This window comes from Aureimonas sp. Leaf324 (genome assembly GCF_001423245.1).
In the GTDB taxonomy this organism is placed as follows: Bacteria; Pseudomonadota; Alphaproteobacteria; order Rhizobiales; family Rhizobiaceae; genus Aureimonas.
Genome location: NZ_LMOH01000002.1, coordinates 16,427 through 34,898, shown reverse-complemented (window position 1 = coordinate 34,898; position 18,472 = coordinate 16,427). Strand labels below are relative to the sequence as shown.

General features: G+C 62.4%; 18 protein-coding genes. 7 read left to right on the top strand and 11 right to left on the bottom strand.

Features of this window, described 5'->3' with window-relative positions; translation table 11 throughout:
- The first annotated feature begins 41 nt into the window (after positions 1–41).
- Positions 42–1,652 (top strand): AAA family ATPase, encoded by a 1,611-nt coding sequence (locus ASF65_RS03315; protein WP_055885163.1) that lies wholly within the window; start codon positions 42–44, stop codon positions 1,650–1,652.
- A gap of 3 nt (positions 1,653–1,655) precedes the next feature.
- Here the strand turns inward: ASF65_RS03315 and ASF65_RS03310 are convergent, their stop codons facing one another.
- The 5 genes from ASF65_RS03310 to ASF65_RS20690 form a co-directional block, all read right to left on the bottom strand.
- Positions 1,656–2,183 (bottom strand): hypothetical protein, encoded by a 528-nt coding sequence (locus ASF65_RS03310; RefSeq protein WP_055885160.1) that lies wholly within the window; start codon positions 2,181–2,183, stop codon positions 1,656–1,658.
- Positions 2,184–2,232: 49 nt separating this feature from the next.
- Positions 2,233–2,403, bottom strand: coding sequence for a hypothetical protein (locus ASF65_RS21180; protein WP_156369146.1), 171 nt, complete (start codon positions 2,401–2,403; stop codon positions 2,233–2,235).
- A gap of 194 nt (positions 2,404–2,597) precedes the next feature.
- Positions 2,598–2,801 carry a hypothetical protein gene (locus tag ASF65_RS03305; RefSeq protein WP_055885157.1) on the bottom strand — a complete coding sequence of 68 codons (204 nt, stop codon included), beginning with the start codon at positions 2,799–2,801 and terminating at the stop codon, positions 2,598–2,600.
- A gap of 21 nt (positions 2,802–2,822) precedes the next feature.
- Positions 2,823–3,077, bottom strand: coding sequence for a hypothetical protein (locus tag ASF65_RS03300; protein ID WP_055885156.1), 255 nt, complete (start codon positions 3,075–3,077; stop codon positions 2,823–2,825).
- 295 nt (positions 3,078–3,372) lie between these two features.
- The gene (locus ASF65_RS20690) at positions 3,373–4,410 is read right to left on the bottom strand and encodes a LacI family DNA-binding transcriptional regulator (RefSeq protein WP_082505156.1); all 1,038 of its coding nucleotides are present in this window, start codon (positions 4,408–4,410) and stop codon (positions 3,373–3,375) included.
- A gap of 187 nt (positions 4,411–4,597) precedes the next feature.
- Between ASF65_RS20690 and ASF65_RS03290 the strand changes: the two genes are divergently transcribed.
- From ASF65_RS03290 to ASF65_RS03275, 4 genes are read left to right on the top strand one after another with little or no spacing between them, the layout of a single operon-like run.
- A complete protein-coding gene (locus ASF65_RS03290) occupies positions 4,598–5,542 on the top strand; it encodes a substrate-binding domain-containing protein (RefSeq protein WP_055885154.1) in 945 nt (314 codons plus the stop codon).
- Between the two features lie 38 nt (positions 5,543–5,580).
- Positions 5,581–7,113, top strand: a complete 1,533-nt coding sequence (locus ASF65_RS03285) for a sugar ABC transporter ATP-binding protein (RefSeq protein WP_244486546.1) — start codon at positions 5,581–5,583, stop codon at positions 7,111–7,113.
- On the top strand, positions 7,110–8,105 hold the full coding sequence (locus ASF65_RS03280; protein ID WP_055885149.1) for an ABC transporter permease: 996 nt from the start codon (positions 7,110–7,112) through the stop codon (positions 8,103–8,105). The genes ASF65_RS03285 and ASF65_RS03280 overlap by 4 nt, the downstream gene beginning before the upstream one ends.
- A gap of 4 nt (positions 8,106–8,109) precedes the next feature.
- Positions 8,110–8,952, top strand: a complete 843-nt coding sequence (locus ASF65_RS03275) for an N-acyl homoserine lactonase family protein (RefSeq protein ID WP_055885146.1) — start codon at positions 8,110–8,112, stop codon at positions 8,950–8,952.
- A gap of 118 nt (positions 8,953–9,070) precedes the next feature.
- Here the strand turns inward: ASF65_RS03275 and ASF65_RS03270 are convergent, their stop codons facing one another.
- Positions 9,071–11,218, bottom strand: a complete 2,148-nt coding sequence (locus ASF65_RS03270; protein ID WP_156369145.1) for a diguanylate cyclase — start codon at positions 11,216–11,218, stop codon at positions 9,071–9,073.
- A gap of 321 nt (positions 11,219–11,539) precedes the next feature.
- On the opposite strand from ASF65_RS03270, the gene ASF65_RS03265 reads away from it, so the two are divergent.
- A complete protein-coding gene (locus ASF65_RS03265) occupies positions 11,540–12,010 on the top strand; it encodes a MarR family transcriptional regulator (RefSeq protein WP_162239446.1) in 471 nt (156 codons plus the stop codon).
- 7 nt (positions 12,011–12,017) lie between these two features.
- Here the strand turns inward: ASF65_RS03265 and ASF65_RS03260 are convergent, their stop codons facing one another.
- From ASF65_RS03260 to ASF65_RS03240, 5 genes are all read right to left on the bottom strand, one after another.
- Positions 12,018–12,386 (bottom strand): hypothetical protein, encoded by a 369-nt coding sequence (locus ASF65_RS03260; protein ID WP_055885138.1) that lies wholly within the window; start codon positions 12,384–12,386, stop codon positions 12,018–12,020.
- A 24-nt stretch (positions 12,387–12,410) separates the two neighbouring features.
- A complete protein-coding gene (locus ASF65_RS03255) occupies positions 12,411–12,800 on the bottom strand; it encodes a response regulator (RefSeq protein WP_055885136.1) in 390 nt (129 codons plus the stop codon).
- Between the two features lie 8 nt (positions 12,801–12,808).
- Positions 12,809–14,758 carry an HWE histidine kinase domain-containing protein gene (locus tag ASF65_RS03250; RefSeq protein WP_055885132.1) on the bottom strand — a complete coding sequence of 650 codons (1,950 nt, stop codon included), beginning with the start codon at positions 14,756–14,758 and terminating at the stop codon, positions 12,809–12,811.
- A gap of 295 nt (positions 14,759–15,053) precedes the next feature.
- Entirely contained in the window at positions 15,054–15,422 is a 369-nt protein-coding gene (locus ASF65_RS03245) for a response regulator (RefSeq protein WP_055885129.1), read from the bottom strand.
- Positions 15,419–16,861 carry a histidine kinase dimerization/phosphoacceptor domain -containing protein gene (locus ASF65_RS03240; protein ID WP_162239445.1) on the bottom strand — a complete coding sequence of 481 codons (1,443 nt, stop codon included), beginning with the start codon at positions 16,859–16,861 and terminating at the stop codon, positions 15,419–15,421. The genes ASF65_RS03245 and ASF65_RS03240 overlap by 4 nt, the downstream gene beginning before the upstream one ends.
- Positions 16,862–17,379: 518 nt before the next feature.
- Here ASF65_RS03240 and ASF65_RS03235 point away from each other — a divergent pair.
- Positions 17,380–17,919 carry a MucR family transcriptional regulator gene (locus ASF65_RS03235; protein ID WP_082505140.1) on the top strand — a complete coding sequence of 180 codons (540 nt, stop codon included), beginning with the start codon at positions 17,380–17,382 and terminating at the stop codon, positions 17,917–17,919.
- Positions 17,920–18,472: the final 553 nt, after the last annotated feature.

Genomic DNA, 18,472 nt, shown 5'->3' with positions numbered 1-18,472 from the left:
GGTTGTGGGCACCCTAGCTCAAGTCGCAGCGATTCTATCTCATGTTCATAAAATCGATTCGTTTAAAGAATGGGTACAAGCGCTTCCACGACCTTACTATCGATTTGGGCGAAAATCCAAAACGCATTGTTGCGCTAGTCGGCCCAAACGGTTGCGGGAAGAGTAGCGTCCTAGACGGGCTCATGCATCACGCAAGCAAATGGAACCATGTTGGAACACATTTCAACAGAGAAAACAGTTACTACTCGATGCGCTCAGATGTCATTATCAACGCAACCAGCGTAGAGGTGATGTTCACAACAGGGGACTATGGAGCCCAATATCATAGACGCGCCGAAGAGAATAAAGGAAACACCATATTTTCTTTTCGAAGTCCATATCGATACAACAATAATCTCAAGATTACTGAGACGAGAGCTGTCGATCCGATCCGTCAAAACCAGTACGGAGCAGCGTATGCTGGTGCGATCGATGGAAAAATGGAGGCAAACTACCGCCTCCTATACGCGATGTACAATAAATATCGGGATGACAACGATCTCAAGCCAAGCGAGGCGAAGGCTAAGATCATCGGTGATTTGAACAAATCTCTGAAGAACTGCCTAGATCTAGAAATTTCAGGAATTGGAAACGTTGAAGGAAGTCAGGGAACTCTGTATTTTTCCAAGCCGGATCATCCGCACGAATTTGAATTCAATGTGCTATCATATGGCGAAAAGGAGGTGGTGGACATTCTACTTGATTTATATCTCCGCAAAGATGATTACGATGATACCGTCTTTTTAATCGATGAGCCTGAGCTACATATAAACACGTCAATTCAAGGTAATCTTCTTGTTGAGATCGATCGTCTCATTGGAGAGAGGTGTCAGCTTTGGATTACGACGCACAGCATTGGCTTCATCCGTGCCCTGCAGCTCAAGTTGCATGACAAATGTCAGATAGTTCAATTCAAGCCAGAACATAGCTTAGCGTCGGAAGCCCACGTGCTGCGCCCTGTCGAGGTTGGCCCGGGTACTTGGCGCGACCTATTCTCGATCGCGCTCGACGATCTCGCTCACCTCATCAGCCCCTCAACGATCGTTTATTGTGAAGGCCGGGCAGAACCAGGCCCAAATAATCGTGAGCGCGGCATGGATGCGCAGGTCTTCAACAACATCTTCGCGAGGGGACGGCCCGAAGCCTTTTTCACATCGAGCGGCGGCAATACTGAGCCCGATCAAAGGAGCGCCATCGCCTTGGCAGTCCTTGGAAAGGTGTTCCCAGCCGTCGACATCTGGGTTTTGAAGGATCGCGACATGGCATCCGGCAGGGATACCAATGAGAACGATCGACAAATCTACCTGAGAACGAATGGGCAAAATCATCGTGTCCTGAAGCGCTGGGAAATTGAGAACTACCTCTACGATAAGGAAGTGCTGAAAGCCTTCTGCGCGGCGAACCAGAAGCAGTTTAACGAGGAGGCTTATGACGCATTCGTGCAGGATATCGCAAACCAGAACCTGAAGGATGATACGAACCGAATCCGGAGCATCTGCGGAATCGTCGGCAGCATTACCGCTGACGCCTTTAAGATCGAGTTGTCTAAGCACATGACGCCGGAAATGGCGGTTTATCGTGAACTCGAGGCCTGCATCTTCGATCGAGCGTAAGGGTCAGTGAAGCTGATGCCTCTCAATTGCGCCAGCTTCCCGGATCGCTTGATCCCACTCGTTGACGGCAGCCAGGACCTCGTGGCCAGCTGGCGTGAGCCGGACCCAGCGCAAGCCGTCCCGCCCGCCGTGTCGTTCCGCCCAACCGCGAAGGCACATACGACGGCAGACGTCCTTCATCTGCCCCGACATGCTGTTCGGTTCGCTGCCGATGCTCTCCTCAGAGGGGCAGCCATCGTCGAGGAAGCGCAGAAGCTCAGCCTGCGATGGCGTGACGTGAAGAACGACGCGGTCGGTCGTGAACCCCTTGTCGCGTAGAGCGGCGCCGGCAGCGGTCAGCACCGCCTCGAGCTTCGAGTAGGCGCCGAGCCGCATTTCAGCAAGCTTCAGCTGCCGTAGTTCGTTCAGCGCCAGCTGCTCGCCATACTGCAGTTCGTCGACAAGAACGTTGCCGCCGGCCGCGCTCAGCCGCTCGATCAGCGCGATCTGCGCCGGCGTGAACTTGCGCCAGGGAAGCCGCTTGACCGGCATGGTCTGCCTCTGTCCAATCTACGTCGCCGAGCCGCGCGCATAAGGAAAATCAGTCGAGCAGCGCCGGACAGGATCGGCCGTCGAGCATCATCATGCGGTCGCTCACGTAGCCTTTGCCATAGCTCGTCTGGACCTGCCAGCGATCGCCGACGTGGCGCAGCGCCTTTGCGGGCGCGTGATCCGGCAGTTCCTTGCACTGGATCTGGTCGCTATCGCACATAGCCGCCCCAGCCTTCACCCAGCAGTCGCGCTGCGTCGTTGAATTGCACAGGCGGCTAACACAGGCATCGTAGGCGTTCTTTGGCGCCGCCTCCGCAAGGTTGGCCGACAGGAGGGCACAACAGCTGATGCCGAGCAGCGCGTAAGCGCTATGGCGTACTTGGCCTACACGATCGTACCGTGACGTCGAAATTCCTACTGGCAGTTGATGTAGCTCTCGGGGCCGCGGAACTGGTTCCAGACCATCGGATCGCGGCAGACCGCGCGCCCGCGCTTGTCCTGCACGATGTAGCCCTTCAACACGCCGTTCGTGTTCACCTCAGCATGGACCACAGCTAGGGCGCCAGTGGTGGCTGTAAGGATCGCACCAACGATGGCGCCGGCGGCGAATTTCAGCATGCCTAGTTCCCTCGGTTGTCGTCAACCGTTGCCCACGAACACGGAGCGCACAGCGACTTCTGGATAAAGGTCGTCTGCAGGCGCTAAGGGAACACCTTGGTACTCATCGCCGATACCGCGATGCCAGATCGACTGGCTGACCTCGATTCCACGCAACTCCGCGCCATCCGCAGAAGCGATCAATTCGTTGAAGGCTTCACGGACGTTGTCGAGGGAGGCGTCGTCCCGAAGCTGGATCGTCTCGGTTCGGTCGCCATCTCTTGCTCTCAGGCTCATGGGTATCCCTCTCCGTTCGCCACAAAGATTACGTGCCTGATCCGGTGCACGCTACCGGGAACACGCCGAGAACGTACTGCTACCATTTTGCTACCCGGACCGGCGCGACGTGTCGCATCCATGTCGCGCGAACAAGCCGCAACTCGGCGAGAACCCCTGAAAATCAACGAAACCCGATGGAAATACATGCAACACGCCGCGACACGGTTATGGTGTCGATCCGATCGAATTTGCACAATGATGTCAGTAGGTTAGGGTGGTGCCGGCTGAGGGGATTGAACCCCCGACCTTCGGTTTACAAAACGGATGCTGAAGCGCCGAAGGTCTGCTGCACCGGCCCGCAGCTTTCACCTAGGATCAAAGCTGGCTGGAACACGACGTTCCGAGGATCTGCGGCCGGCCCCCGTTCGATACGGTCGACAAGCAGCCGCAGCGCCTCGTTGGTCATGTCCGAAATCGGATGTTCCGTTCGCGTCAGGCGAGGACGCAGCCCGCCGATGCCCGGAATAGTGTCAGTGGACGCGATGGACACGTCGTTCGGGCACGACAACCCAAGGTCAGCAAGCGCCCGCATGACACCGAGCGCCATGACACCGTTGGCGACATAGATCGCGGTGGGACGGTCAGCACTCGTCAGCAGCTCTCGAGCCACCGAATAAGCGACGTCCTCTCGGAACGCTCCGTTGCGGATATGCGAAGGCTCAGGCTCCAGACCCCGTGCCGCCATTCCCTCCAGGAGGCCGTCGAGACGCCCTCGCCCCGTGGTTAGATGAAGCGGTCCGGTGATCGTCGCGATGCGGCGGTGACCAAGATCAAGGAGGTAGTTGGCGACCTGCCGAGCCGCCGAGACATTATCGATTGTAACAGTGTCACAGCGATCGTCCGCAACGCGTCGCCCGAACAGGACGGTCGGGATCCGGCCGCCTTCCCCATCGCGGCCATCAAGGCGCAGGCTCGCATCAATCGGAACCAACATAAGCCCATCGCACGACAGGGCTCGGACTCGAGCGAGGATCCGCCGCTCGTTCTCCGGCTTCTCATCGCTGTTGAAGAGAACCAGCGAGTAACCCCAGTCGGCCACCGCCGCCTCGGCGGCGCAGACAATGCGGGCGAAGAACGGATTGCTCAAATCCGATACGGCCAACGCAATCAGCTGGCTGCGGCCGCGCTTCAGATTGCGGGCGGCCGACATCGGGGCGTAGTCGAGGTCGACGATCGCGGCCAGGACACGGGCCCGCAACGAGGGACTGACATAGGCAGTATCGTTGACCACCGCCGACACGGTTGCCGTAGAAACCCCAGCCACTTTTGCGACGTCTCGGATTGTTGCCAAACATGCTCCGCAGCTAACCGTTTCAGCAATGCGCCGAAGTCGCTCTCATGTCCGATACCGTTATCTGAAGCCGCCCCGGCGTCAATGGGACTTGCATTGCCACTCGTATTCGGCACAGATTGGCAAAACGGTTCGCTGTTGTTCGCCGGGAGGGTAACGGGAGCCGAAGCAACTGTGGGAGGATCCTATGAACGCTTCAACGATCGCTATTGTCGCGGCAGGCCTCGCTGCGACGCTCGCCCCTGCCGTCGCGCAGGACAAGCCGCTGCTCGGGATCGTCTCGATCTCGGCCACGGAAGCGAACAACGTGCGCTATATCGCGGGCGCGACCGCCGCCGCCGAGAAAGCCGGCTGGACCGTCTCCGTCATCGACGCCGCCGGCAGTGCCGATCAGGCGAATTCAGCGATCCAGAACTTCGCCGGTCGCGGCGCCGGCGCCATCATCGACATGGTCTTTCCCTATTCGTCGATCGGCGCGGGTCTGGCCGCGGCCAAGGATGCGGGCATCCCCGTAGTCACCTGGGGCGGTGGTCTCGGCTCATCGGTCGCCGCGACCAATGGATCGGGCGCGCCGATCGCCCAGCCCGTGATCGAAAAGATGATTGCCGATCTCGGTGGCCAAGGCAGTCTCCTCGCTCTGACCTATCGCACCGGAGAGGTCTGCCGGAACCGCGAAGTTCTTCTCGACGAGATGCTGAAGGCCAGCCCCGGCATCACCGTCACCAAGAATGAGGTGCGCATTCCAGGTTACTTCGAAGACGGCGCGCAGTATGCGAACGCCTGGCTCGCCTCTCACCCGGCCGGCGACGGCAACCTTGCCATCTGGGGCTGCTGGGACGATCCGGCGATCGGAGCGATCGGGGCGCTGCGCCAGCAGGGCCGGGACGATGTGAAGGTCTACGGTGTCAACGGCAACGCGCAGGCGATCGAGAACGTCCAGAACGGCCACATGACCGCGACCGCTTGGGAGGACAGCTTCACCGAAGGCCAGCGGATGGTGGAAATGCTGGACGAGATCAAGAAGGCCGGCGCCGACTGGACGCCGAAGGCTGCCGAGGTGCCAGCCATTCTCGTCACGAAGGAAACCGTCGCCGATTTCGTCAAGCAGCACCCCGAGGCGCTCGGCAAGTGATGCCGCAGGCCGCGCCGCGCCCGGCCGAGCGACGACCGATGGCCGATGCCGAGCCCTTCGTCGTCGCAGAGGACGTCGCCAAGTCCTATGGCGGCGTTCAGGCGCTCAAGGGCGTTTCGCTTGCCGTGCGGCCGGGCGAAGTGCATGGCCTCGTTGGTGCGAACGGGGCAGGCAAGTCGACGCTGATCCGCATCCTGGCCGGGCTGACGCAGCCCGACCGGGGACGGATCGCGGTCGACGGCGAGCGTACCGCAATCTCCGCGCCCCAGCGTGCGGCCGATCTCGGCATGACGTTCATCCACCAGGAACTGGCGTTTGTGCCCGGCATGACGGTTCTCCAGAACATCATGCTTGGACTGCCCAAACGCCAGCGCTTTGGCATGGTGGACTGGCGATCGATCGCCCGCGAGGTCGAGCCGGTGGCGCGGCGCGTCGGCCTCGCTGCGCCACTCTTCTCCAGCGTCAAAAGCCTGTCGGTCGCCGAGAAGTGGCTTATCAACATCTGTCGCGCCCTTGTGCGAAAGGCCCGCCTCATCGTCATGGATGAGCCGACCGCTTCGCTGTCGGCGACGGAGGCCGAGACGCTGCTGCGCATCGTCGAGGACCTGTCGCGCTCGGGCGTCGCGGTGCTCTACGTCTCCCACCGTCTCGACGAGATTCTGCGCCTCTGCCATCGCGTCACGGCGTTCCGCGACGGGTGGTCAGTGGCAACGCTCGAGGGCGCAGACCTGACGCGGTCCGCACTTGTCGAGGCGATCGTCGGCGGCGCCGTCGAGAACCTCCAAAAGCCCATAGGCGACATCCGCCGCAACGAGGTCGTCTTCGCCGTATCCGGGTTGACGCGGAGCCCGCGCGTACGCGATGTCAGCCTTGAGCTTCATAGTAGCGAAGTGCTGGGCATCGGCGGTCTCGTCGGCGCCGGGCGGACCGAACTCATGCGCCTTATCTACGGCGCCGACCGACCGGATGGCGGCACGATGCGGCTTGAGGGGCGGCAGTTCGCGCCTCGCCGCCCCACGGACGCCGTGAAGGCAGGGTTCGGCCTCGTGCCCGAAGAGCGGCGCAGCGAAGGTCTGATTCTCACGAAGAGCGTTGCCTTCAACCTCCATCTGTCCAGCCTGTCTCGGATCGTCTCGGGCAATCTCCTGCCGCTCATCAGCTCCGCCCGGCAGCGCACGTTGTCCAACGATATGATCCGCGAACTGGCGATCCGGACGCCGGATCGGCATGCGCCGGTCGGGCGTCTCAGCGGCGGCAACCAGCAGAAGGTCGTCATTGGCCGCTGGCTGCTGCGCAAGCCCAAGATCCTGATCCTCGACGAACCGACGCGCGGCGTCGACATCGGCGCCCGTGGTGAGATCCATAGCCTGATCCGCGACCTCGCACTCCAGGGCATGGCGGTGCTCGTCGTATCGTCCGAGCCTGACGAACTGCCGGATCTCTGCGACCGGGTGCTGGTCATGGCGGAAGGTCGGATCGTGCGTGAACTGACGGGACCCGCCCTCACCCGCAACGCCATCATCGAGGCGAGTTACGCCGAAGGGCGCAACGCCGGAGACACAAGACCATGACCAATACCAGCGTCTCCACCCGCCGCCTGTCTCCGAAGGCGAAGACCGCGCTCGGCATCTTCGCGCGGTATGCGACGATCATCGGCCTCCTTGTCATGATCGCGGCGTTTGCAGTTCTCTCCCCGCGGGCCTTTCCCACCCTCAACAACTTCACCAACGTCCTGAACCAGGCCTCGCTCACAATGATCATCGCGGCCGGGCTGACGCTCGCAGTGGTGGTCGGCGAACTCGACCTGTCCGTCGGCTTTGCGGCGAGCTTGCACGGCATCCTCGTGACCGGCCTCATCGTCTCCAACGGTTTGCCGATCCCGCTCGCGATCCTGATCGTCCTGTGCGCAGGTGCCCTGATCGGTCTCGTCAACGGACTGATCGTCACCAAGATCAAGGTCAACTCGGTCATCGCGACGCTCGGCGTCGGCACGATCCTGACAGGGCTCGCCTTCGCCTATTCCGCCGGCGTACCCATCGTGTCGGGTGTTCCGGAAGCGTTCCTCCAGCTGTCGCTGGGTCGCTGGCTCTTCGGTATTCCGAACAATATCGTCATCATGGCGCTCGTGGTTGGCGGCCTTTGGGTTCTGGTGGAGCGCTCGGCCCTTGGTCAGGAGATCCAGGCAGTCGGCGGCAATCCGGCAGCCGCGCGGCTCGCTGGCATCGATGTCGACCGCATCAAGATTCTCGGCTTCGCGATCTCGGGCGTCTGTGCCGCACTGACCGGTATCCTCCTCGCCTCACGCCTTGGCAGTGGCACGGCGAGCGCCGCCGACAGCTACCTCCTGACGGCATTTGCCGCTGTGTTCCTGGGCTCCGCCACGTTACGGGATGGGGAGTTCCACATCCTCGGAACGCTGATCGGCGCGCTGATCATCGCCTTCGGCTTCAACGGCCTCAACATCTTCGGTGCGCCCACTTTCTCGCAGTATGTCCTGCAAGGTGCCATTCTCATCCTAGCTGTCGGGCTTTCGAGCCTCGGCCGCTCGATCGCGGAAAGCTGACCCCATGCCCGACACCGATAGCCCGAACTGGGACGTCCACGTCATCGAGTTCGCCCGCTCGAAGGACCAGCTTGTCGCCGGCCTCGTTCATGGCGCCTACGACGAGGGTACGGTCGACGTTCCCTTCTCCTTTGTGCTCGCACGGAGCGGGACCCACGTGGTGCTGGTGGATACCGGTTTCATGAAGGAGGGCTCGGGCGAGGCCATGAGCGAGAAGTTTGGCGTGCCCTCCTGGGTCTCGCCGCTGCGCATGCTGGCCGCCCTCGGCGTCGCGCCGAACGACGTCACCGACATCGTCCTCAGCCATGCCCATTTCGACCACATGGGCTCGATCCACGAGTTTCCGAAAGCTCGGCTCCACATCCAGAAGTCCGAGCTCCTGTCCTGGATCGAGGCGCTCGCCCTGCCCCGCCAGTTCGGCTACCTCACCGAGATCATCAACCCGGACGATCTGCGCCACGCCTTCGACGCCTCGCTGGAGCACCGTCTGAACCTGGTCGAGGGCGACGTCGACGACCTCCTGCCGGGCCTGCATCTTCGGCTTGGCGCCGGCCACACGGTCGGCCAGCAGTTCGTGATCGTCCAGACGACGCGCGGGCGGCTCGTGATCTCGGGCGACTGCGTCTACTCCAAGCGCAACATCTGCGGCCACAACCATGATGGGGTCTATGTCCCCCTCGCTAACGCGACGGGCAGCGTTTGGGACCAGCTCAAGACCTTTGATCGCATCAACCGCGAGATCGGCGGCGACCTCGGTCGACTTGTCATTCTGCATGATATGCAGCGCTGGCCGAACCTGCCGGTCGTTGAGGAAGTCGACGGGTTCCGGATCGTGAAGGCGTCTTAGGCCGTCTTTGGCAATTCCCGCTATCGACCCTTCCGGGACGCTCATAACATCTTGGCTGTCACCCCTAAGCGGACGATTGCCATGCCGAAGATCGCTGCTCCTGCTACGACTTCGACACTCATCCGTGTCGCTCTTGCATTGCCGCTGGCGTGACCGAACTGGTGTTGGCCTTCCGAGTATCAGCGGGGAGAATCGGCCCGGATCGAGACACCAGTCTTTGCGCCGCAACGTCCGCAAGGCTTGTGAGGAGGCGCTCCTGGAACGGGGTCAGCCCCGCACGCGGCGCCGTGTCGACGACGCAAACGGCACCGAGGCCGTGCCCTGTCTGGGGGTCGACGACAGGGGCTCCGGCGTAGAAGCGAACTCCCATGGGACCCGTCACCAGGGGGTTGTCAGAGAAGCGAGGATCGGTCCCTGCGTCCGCTACGACAAGCACGCCGTTGCCGGCAATCGCGTGAGCACAGAATGACTGCTCGCGGGGGATGCCCTCGGCGTCCGAGCCCGCCTTGCCGATAAAAGCCTGTCGCTCTGAGCCAACAAGCGAAACGAAGGCCACTGAAGCTTCAAGCGCGGTGGCGGCGATCCGGGCCAATTCGTCGAAGTTGGCGGACGACCGGACGGGCAGATGTGAGCGCCGCCGCTCCACGATCGCAAGGCGCGCGTTCTCGTCCTCGCGGACGGGGACATCTGTCTCCGTCGACAGGCATGGCTGATGCTCGCCCCTATTCCGGCCGGCCCGCTTGGCCCGGTAGAGCGCCTGGTCGGCGCACGAGACCAGAAGCGAGGGAACCGTGCCGCGGTCCCTGGACGGATCCGCCGTCGATGTACCGAGGCTCACCGTGACGACACCCGCTTCCGGATTGCCGGCATGCGAGATGGCGCTCTCCTGGACCGCTGCTCGGATCCGTTCGGCCACCACGGCGCTGCCTGTTGCGTCCGTACCGGGAAGTAGGACGACGAACTCCTCCCCACCATATCGAGCAACAAGGTCTTCCGAGCGCCCGACTGCCTTCCGCAAAGCCGCAGCGACGGTGCGCAGGCACGCGTCTCCGGCTTGGTGGCCGTATCTGTCGTTGAAGAGCTTGAAGTGGTCGACGTCGAGCATGATCACCGACACGGGTCGCCCCGATGCGGCTGCGTTAGCCCATTCGAGGACGAGCACCTCGTCGAAGCGACGACGGTTGGCGACGCCTGTCAGCCCGTCGACGTCCGAGAGGGCGCGATAACGTGCCTCGCTTGCGAGACGCAGGCGCAACTCACGGGACAGGACCAGCCTAAGCATGACTGCCAACCCTGCAAGAATCGCGACGACGACGCCGCTGACAAGCGTGCCTCGCCACCACCCCGCGTAGATCTCGGCGGTCGAGGTGGCGACGTTGAGGATCAGCGGCGTGTCGTCGATGCGGACAAAATGGTAAGCGCGCTCCTCGCCATCGATGGCCGACTTCCCGACGAAAGTGCCCGACGGCTCGGCGGCGAAACGCTTGAAGTTGTTGGTTCCCGCCAAATTGGATCCGATACGGTCCGCCACAAAGGGAGCGCGCATCATCAGGGTGCCGTCGGCATGGAAGAGGTTGATCGAGCTCTTGGGGCCGATCGAGTAGCTTTCGAACGCCTGTCGCCAACGGCCGGTATCAAGCGTGCCTGCGAGGACGCCAGCGAAACGGCCGTCAGGCCGGTTCAGTCGGCGGCTTATCCAGAGGACCGTGTTGCCGCTGGCTCGATCCCGGAAAGGTGCGCCGATGCGAACCGCCAATGACGGATCGCGTCGGTGGATCTCCAGAAAGTCCCGGTGCTTGAGGGCTTCGCGTGCCAAGAGGTTATGGGAGCGCTCCTGGATCGTTCCGGTCTCGTCGAACAGAAAGAGGTCGCCCGTCGACTTGATCAGGGCGCCATGAGCACGCACCGCGACACTCTCGTGGCCGCCCGCCAGCTTGTTGTGCTCGGCCGTGCCCAACTCGGTCGCCAAGATTTCGAACGTGTCGTGGTATTCCCCAAGACTTCGCGCAAGGTTGCCATCCAGGGACCGCAGCAGGTTGTCCGAGGAAACGATCGCTCTGTTCCACGCTTCCGTGCGCAGCGTCATCACCATGGTGCCGTAAAGGACGGCGAAGCCGACAAGCAGGAGTATGACCAGAGGGCCGCTGTAGCCAAGCATGGTGCGAATGAAGGCGGCGCGCATCCGACCTTGCGCTTTCAGGATACGTGTAAAGGCCACGTCATTCCCCGTCCTGCGAACGCCTGTGATCGAGTCCGAGAGCGGCATCCTGAGCTCCCTGGATCCTAGGAGAAACGACGGCGCCAATGGCCGATCGTAAGGCGGACGATAGTTTGAAGAGATTGACGATTAGCTGTTCGCCTAGGGCTGACTGAGCGCCTGCGAAGCCAGGAAGCGGTTAGATGGAGACGGTCGATCGGTTTCCGACCCATTCGCGCCTCTGAATGGTCCGTGCTAGATACCCCAAAGCGAGCGCTGCTCTATGCGGCGTAGCGTCTTCGATAGGGATTTGCCCACCCCCTTAGCCGCGACCTGTCTGAACCCTTTGCTGGCGGAATGGTTGATGCCCAATGGACGGAGGAGGTCACTGTGTCCAATGCTAATACACACGCGCATGCCGATGGCACCAAGGCTTCGATGATCGGAGCCCTGCTGCACCTTGGGAAGACCACGCGCGCCTTGATGGGCCTGAAGCTCGCCGAGATCGGACTGTGCTCCGGTCAAGATGAACTTCTTCTCGCGCTCGACGAGCACGGATCGCAGTCCGTATCCAACCTGGCCGAGATCATCTCGGTCCGACCGTCGACGGTGTCGAAGATGCTGGATCGGCTGACGGAGTGTGGATACACGGCTCGCACCGGTCGGCAAGGAGACCGGCGTCAAACGTTCGTCGAACTGACGGACGATGGTCGGAACATGATCGGCAAGATCCGCGATCTTCATGAGCAGATGGACCGGGAATTGGCGCATCAGCAGTCGGATGGCCAAGATGTGCCGGGGCCGTCCGACATCAGGGAACTGACGGTCCTGATGGCGGCACGCCTGCGGCGCCTGCGTTAGGCTTCGATCAGCCCGCCGTTCGCTTGCGCCCGCGCAGGTAGTCGGACAGGGCGGGACGAAGTCGCTCCCGGTGGTGAACGAACAAGATCGCCTGAATCTGGCGCGCACGCGCCTGCCAGGCATCGCTCCTGAACAGGGTAGGCTCCCGGACAATAGTGTCGTCGTTCTCGCCGTGGGTGACCTTGCAGCCAAGCACCTCGAGCCCGATCACGTAATCTTCCACCGACAAGTCGGACGACACGCGATGCGTGTCGGTACTTGCTTCGCGGACAGGGTGTAGCGTGCCACCGATCACAACCGGAATGTAGCCCGGCGCCGACCGGCAGATCTGGAGAATGACCCGGTTCTCAGGGTCTTCGAAGAAAGCGATACTCATACTGGGGCGTCTTGTCTGGTCCAGTCAGTTCATGATCTGTGCGGCGATGTCGTTCAGCGCCTTGATGATGCCACGCGGCGGATAGGGCTTGGAAAAGAACAGCCCGTTCTCGGGAAGATCCTCCTTCCCGACCTGCATGCGCCCGGACGTCACGATGATCGAGACCGGCGGCCACCGGTCGCGGACCGCCCGCGCCAGCTTCAGGCCGTCCATCGATCCCGGCATCTCGACGTCGGTGAAGAGTACGCGGATTTCGGAATGGCGCTCGAGGAGCCGGATAGCCTGCTCGGCGTTGCGCGCCTCGTAGGTCGTGAAGCCAGCTTCCTCACAAAGGTCGACGGCTCCGAATCGGACGAGCGCATCGTCCTCGACGACGAGGACGGCATAGCGGGCGGGATCGAACGATTGAGCCATGTATGCGGTCAGGCCTGTGCAGCGGTCTCGACGGCCTTTGGGGCGCCGGTCAGAGTGAAGCGGATACCCGCCGGATCGAAGTCCAGGCGGCCCTCGCCATCGAAGTACGAAGCGACGATCCGCTCGATCAGCTTGGAGCCGAACCCCCGACGTTCGGGTGGTGCAACGGTCGGGCCGCCTTCTTCGATCCACTTGAAATAGAATGCTTTGTCGGTTTCGCCCCATGACATCGTGACACTGCCCTCCAGGCAGGACAGCGCGCCGTACTTCGCCGCGTTGGTCGCCAGCTCGTGAATCGCAAGCGACAGGCCCAGCGCCTGCTGGGCCGTCAGCGTGATCCGGTCGTCATAGGCTTCGATGTGGACCTGAGAGGACCTGTGCGGTGCCATGGCCGCATCGACGACCTCGCGCACGTTGGCCTCGGTGAAGTCCGTCCGCGTCAGGATGTCCTGTGCCCGCGCCAGCGCCGAGAGTCGGCTGGTGATGGCTTCGCGGCCTTCGTCCATCGTGCGAGCCTGGCGCAGGGTCTGCGTCGCGATGGCCTGCACCATGGCGAGCGAGTTCTTCATCCGGTGCGCGAGTTCCTGGTTGAGGACGCGCTGTCCCTCCTCAGCGCGAAGGCGCCCGATGGCGGCCTGCGTCCGGTCGCCGACCTGACGCACGAAACGTAGCTCCGACTCGGTCCAGGCAAGGACATTCCGACGGTGCGCAAAGACCACCAGGACGATGCGGCCGGCCTCGAGGATCGGCAGGTTCAGAAGCGATCGGATCTGGATGGCCGAGAATGCGCCTGCGGCGCCCGCTGTGCGGCAGTCCGTCTCGACATCGGCGATGGCCACGGTCTCGCCGCGCTTCAGCTCGTCGATGAACGATCCGAACGATCGGAAGTCGTGGAGCCCCGCGATGCTCGTCATGCCAGCCGCGATCCAGTGCGGACGGATCTCCACCGTCTCCGATCGCTCGTCGACAGAGCCGAAGCCGACCCGATCCGCCTCGATCCCCGATGCGACACATTCCGAGGCCGCGGCCACGATGTCATCGATGGTCGACAGGTTCCGGAGGTCGTCGCCGAGCTTCAGGAGGGCGTTCTGTCGGCGCTCCTGCTCGATCCGATCGGTCACCTCGAGGAAGATGACGGTGAAGCGGTCGCTGCCGATCGCCTGAGCCACGCCGTCGTACCAGCGACCGAGCGTCCCGACCTGGCGAGTGAACCGCGCCGGCGTCCCGGTCCGGACGACGTCGGCGAACTCGTCGATCCACTCGTCCTCGATGCCGGGGAAAACCTCGCGGATCGTGCGGCCGACGACCGAGCCGTGCGGGACGCCGGTCAGGTCGTGCCAAGCCGAGTTCACCTCCTCGTACAGCCAGTCGACGATGCGACCGGCCTCGTCGCGCACGACACGCCCGAGAATGAAGCCTTCGTGCAGGCCCTCGAAGAGGGAGCGCCAGCGCGCTTCCGAGATGCGGACCGCCATCTCCTTCTCGACGGTGCGGGCGATCGAGTGCAGTCGGCGTTCGTCGGCATCGGTCCACACCCGGGGCGCGGTGTCGATCGCCGCGAGAGCCCCGACGACCTCGCCATCCGGCAGCGCCAGCGGCACGCCGAGGTACGCGACGACGCCGATGTCGAAGATGGCATGGTTGTCCCGGACGAGCGGGTCGAGGTTCGCGTCGCAGACGTTCAGGGTCGCGTTGCGGTCGACGACATGCTGGCAGAAGGAGTGCGTCATCGGCGTCTCGCCGCGGGCATCCCAAGGGGACGGCAGGCCGCTGTGGCCGGCGAAGACCTGCCGGTCCTCGTCGACCAACGTGACGATAGCCACCGGCACGTCGAGGACGTCGCGCACATGCGTCGTCAGGTGCTCGAATTCACCCTTGTGCGAGCGCGTCAGGAGCCCGCTGCGGCGAAGGGCTTCGATACGGCTGGAATGCCTGTCAGTGGTCTGGACTTGGAGCACCGTGCCGCTCGCTTCGTTCTCGCATCAGCCTCGTGCAGCGTCTTGCCGAACGGCTAGATCGCCCTATCGCGAAAACGTCAGGGTGTCACCAGTTGGCGATACCGCCCGAAGCCCGTTCAAGATCCACGGACTGGACAACGCCGTGCGACAGAGCGTTGCCGTTGGTGCCAGTACATGGCGGGCATCATCGGACGTTTGCAGACTGCGCAACCAGCCTCTCAGGATCGCCGCCAGCCTCGTAGACCTCGTCTCCTGCAATCGATCGCGATGGAAGTCACGGATCCGGACTGCTTGCCTACGCGGCAACCGTTGCGATCGCCGCCAGCACCTCGCGTTCGGAGTACGGCTTTCCGACAAAGCCGACCGGCTGCCATTCGAGAGCGAGCGCACGTGTCTTCTCGTCGAGGTTCCCGCTGACGAACAGCGAAGGAATGTTCCAGCGCTGGCGCAACGCCGCGGCCGTCTCAACACCGTTCGAGCCACGCGCGAGATTCACATCCATGATGGCGACGTCGATCTGCTCGCCGAAGCGTTCGGCAAGGGCAAGTGCCTGGTGCATGTCTGAGGCCTGTCCGGCGACCTTATGTCCCGCTTCTACGAGGATGTCCTCCAGGTCCAAGGCGAGCAGCATCTCGTCCTCGACGATCATGATGCACAGGCTCATTGGGGGGCATCTTTCGGAAATATCACCGCCGATCGGTAGCCCCTCTCGGTCGGCTGCGTCTCGACGCGGCCTCCGATCTGCGACGCCATCGTCTTGACGAGACGCGTGCCAAGGCCTTGCGACGTGGTCTCGCTCGAGAAGCCGATCCCTTGGTCGGCGACGCTGAGTTCCAGCATTCCGTCCGCTATTGTCCTCAGCGACAGAACGATCGGACCGGACGTTCCCTCGGGATACGCGTACTTCAAGGCGTTGGTCACCAGTTCGTTGACGATAAGGGCGATCGGTATCGCCCGCTCCGTCCTCAGGTGCACGGGCTCGACGTCAACCTGGAGAAGGTCACGCAGTTCCGAGTTGGCGGCGAGGTCGGCGCAAAGGCCGTCGAGATAGTCGGCCATTTCCACAACGAGAGGGTTGTCGGTCCGGTAAAGGCGCTCGTGGACCGAGGTGATCGCACGGACGCGGGAGATTGCCTGCCTGAACGGGGCTTCCATCGAAGGGTTGGTCAACCGTCTCGCTTGGAGACTGAGGGCGCTCATCACGAGCTGAAGGCTGTTCTTCACGCGGTGGTTCACTTCCGCAAGGAGCAGGTCCTTCTGCATCAACAGGCTCTCCTGCGCCTTCAGCGCGTCGGCCAAGGCGGCCTCGCGGATCCGATCGGCCGTCACGTCCATCATGACGCCGATCAACCGCGGTTTCCCTGTTGACGTGCGGAGGACCTCGCCGCGGGAGGCGATGTGCCGGGTTTCCCCGGTCACACGATCCACCACGCGGTAGTCGAAACGCAGGGTCGTCTGATCGGGGCTATCGAGAGCCTCCTGAACGGCACCCATGACGCGGGGTAGGTCTTCGGGATGCATCATCGCGAAGAAGGGCGCCGCGACGGATCCACCCTCGCCGGGGCCGACACCGAAGAACGCATCGACCGTCGCGCTTCGCCGCCAGATGTCGGTTTCCGGTTCGTACTCCCACGATCCGAGGTCGGCGGCATGAAGGGCGATGCGCAGCCGAGCGTCGGCTTCACGGGTTTGCAGGACGCTTTCGGTGACGTCCATCGGGTTCTGGACGATGTATCGGACGGTGCCGGCAATGTCCTTCACCGGTGTATGGATCGGCGTCCAATACCGCTGGTAGAAGCCACCGCCCTCGCTCGCCGGCCGCGGGATGTCGTACTGGATCACAGCCATCTCGTGTGGCTCGCCAGTCCTCAGAACATGGCGCAACGAGACTTCCAACGGCCCTTGCTCGACCGTGCCAACCGCGTCGGGGTTCTCGGGGAACGCCTCCAGAATGTGACGGCCGACGATGTCCTCACGCGTTCGGTCCGTGGTCCTGAGGTAGGCGTCGGTCGCGGCTACGATGGTCAGGTCCGCATCAAGGACCAGGTAGGGCTGAGGAATGCCGGCAAGGATGGCTGCGTGATCGATGATTGTCTCGGCCATGGTCATCCAGTTTGAAGCCTTCGTCCCGGGAGAGCGACCGTCCGACAATTTGACGATCCTGTCAGTTTGAACGGGACGCTCAGAAACTCGACAGCCAACTTGCCTGTCCCGCGCACATAGGGCGTACCGTGCGGCCGATCAGACAGTCATCCCGGGGAGGTCCTGGCGCTGGCTAACGGATCTAGCGCAGCGGCGCCACGTTTGGACTTGAGCGTCTGCTTCCGCCCATGGGCAGCGGGGAGCGGACCGTCCGGAAACCACCCCGTCTAGTCTCAAGCGACGAAGAAAGCTGGCCCCGCAAACGCGACCTCGTCTCTTAATTCAATTCATCGCGCCACCTGCGCAGCCGTTGTGCAATGTCATACTGTCAGTCATACATCAGACCCTATGGTTTGGCTCTGTAGAAATATTCGTGCTGGCACCATGCTTCACCTATCGACTATCACCAATCATCTCGCTGCAGATCACTGATTCGGTCCCTACTGCAGCTTGTCGCTTTTAGGTTGTGGAGAATTGGTGTGGAAGAGAAGTCAAACGCCGTCGAGTTGGCCGTCGAGATCACGACTGCGTGGCTATCAAACCCGAACACGCGGGTAGCACCGGAAGACGTCCATACCTTCCTGAAGAACAGCCACTCCGCCCTCGTCGGCATGATCGATCCGCCGGTCGAAGCAGCGCCCGCGGCTGAGGAAGCGCCAGCAGAATACCAGGGCGCCGTCAGCGCGCGGAAGAGCTTGGCCGATCCTGACATCATCATCAGCATGATCGACGGGAAGCCCTACAAAGCGCTTCGACGTCACCTCGCGACGCATGGCCTTACGCCCGAAACCTATCGCGAGCGGTACGGGCTGAAGGCTGATTATCCAATGGTCGCGCCGAACTATTCGAAACGTCGCGCCGAAGTGGCCAAGGCGTTGGGCCTGGGACGTAAGCGCGTCGCACCGGCAGAGGCCGAGGCGGGCGAAGCTGCGGCGTCGGAACCGACAGCTGTGCCGGAGCCCACGGCCAAGCCGAAGGCCAAGCGGCCGGCAAAGGCCCGCGCCAAGGCCGACGCCTGATCGATTTCGGCCATCTCGCCAATCAACGGGATGGCCAGCGGCTCGGTAACCAGCCGAACGATCGGAATTGGCTTCATCGCAATCTGTCGCCCGCGGTATCAGCAAGGTCCGATACCTCGGCGTCATCGCGCTCCGCGTCGTCGGCTTCGAAGGCAGACGGCAAACGAACATTCCCGGATCGATAAGGGTCTTGAGCCTCTTCATTTCCGTGACGGCCCATATGCCGTCCTGAACGGAGCGGACAAATGGACAGCGTGCAAAGCGACGATCAGGGGGCACTGAAAGTTTGGAAGGTTCTCTTCGTGGGGACAACCTGTTCGGGCGCCTGAAGCTCTACCTGTTCTTGCTGGCTTTCATTCTAATTGGCGGCCTGACGCTGGCGCAATTTGCTTGACGACGAGGCGATCACCCTCACCTGCCCGATCGTTCGCAAACCGTCTCAGGCAAGTTGATAGATGGGTTGAGGACTGCGAATAGAACCCTTGGGAAGCGAATTGCGCATGTTCGCGCATATAGTCTCCCCACGGCGGTAGGACCGGCTGGTTGCCGACCG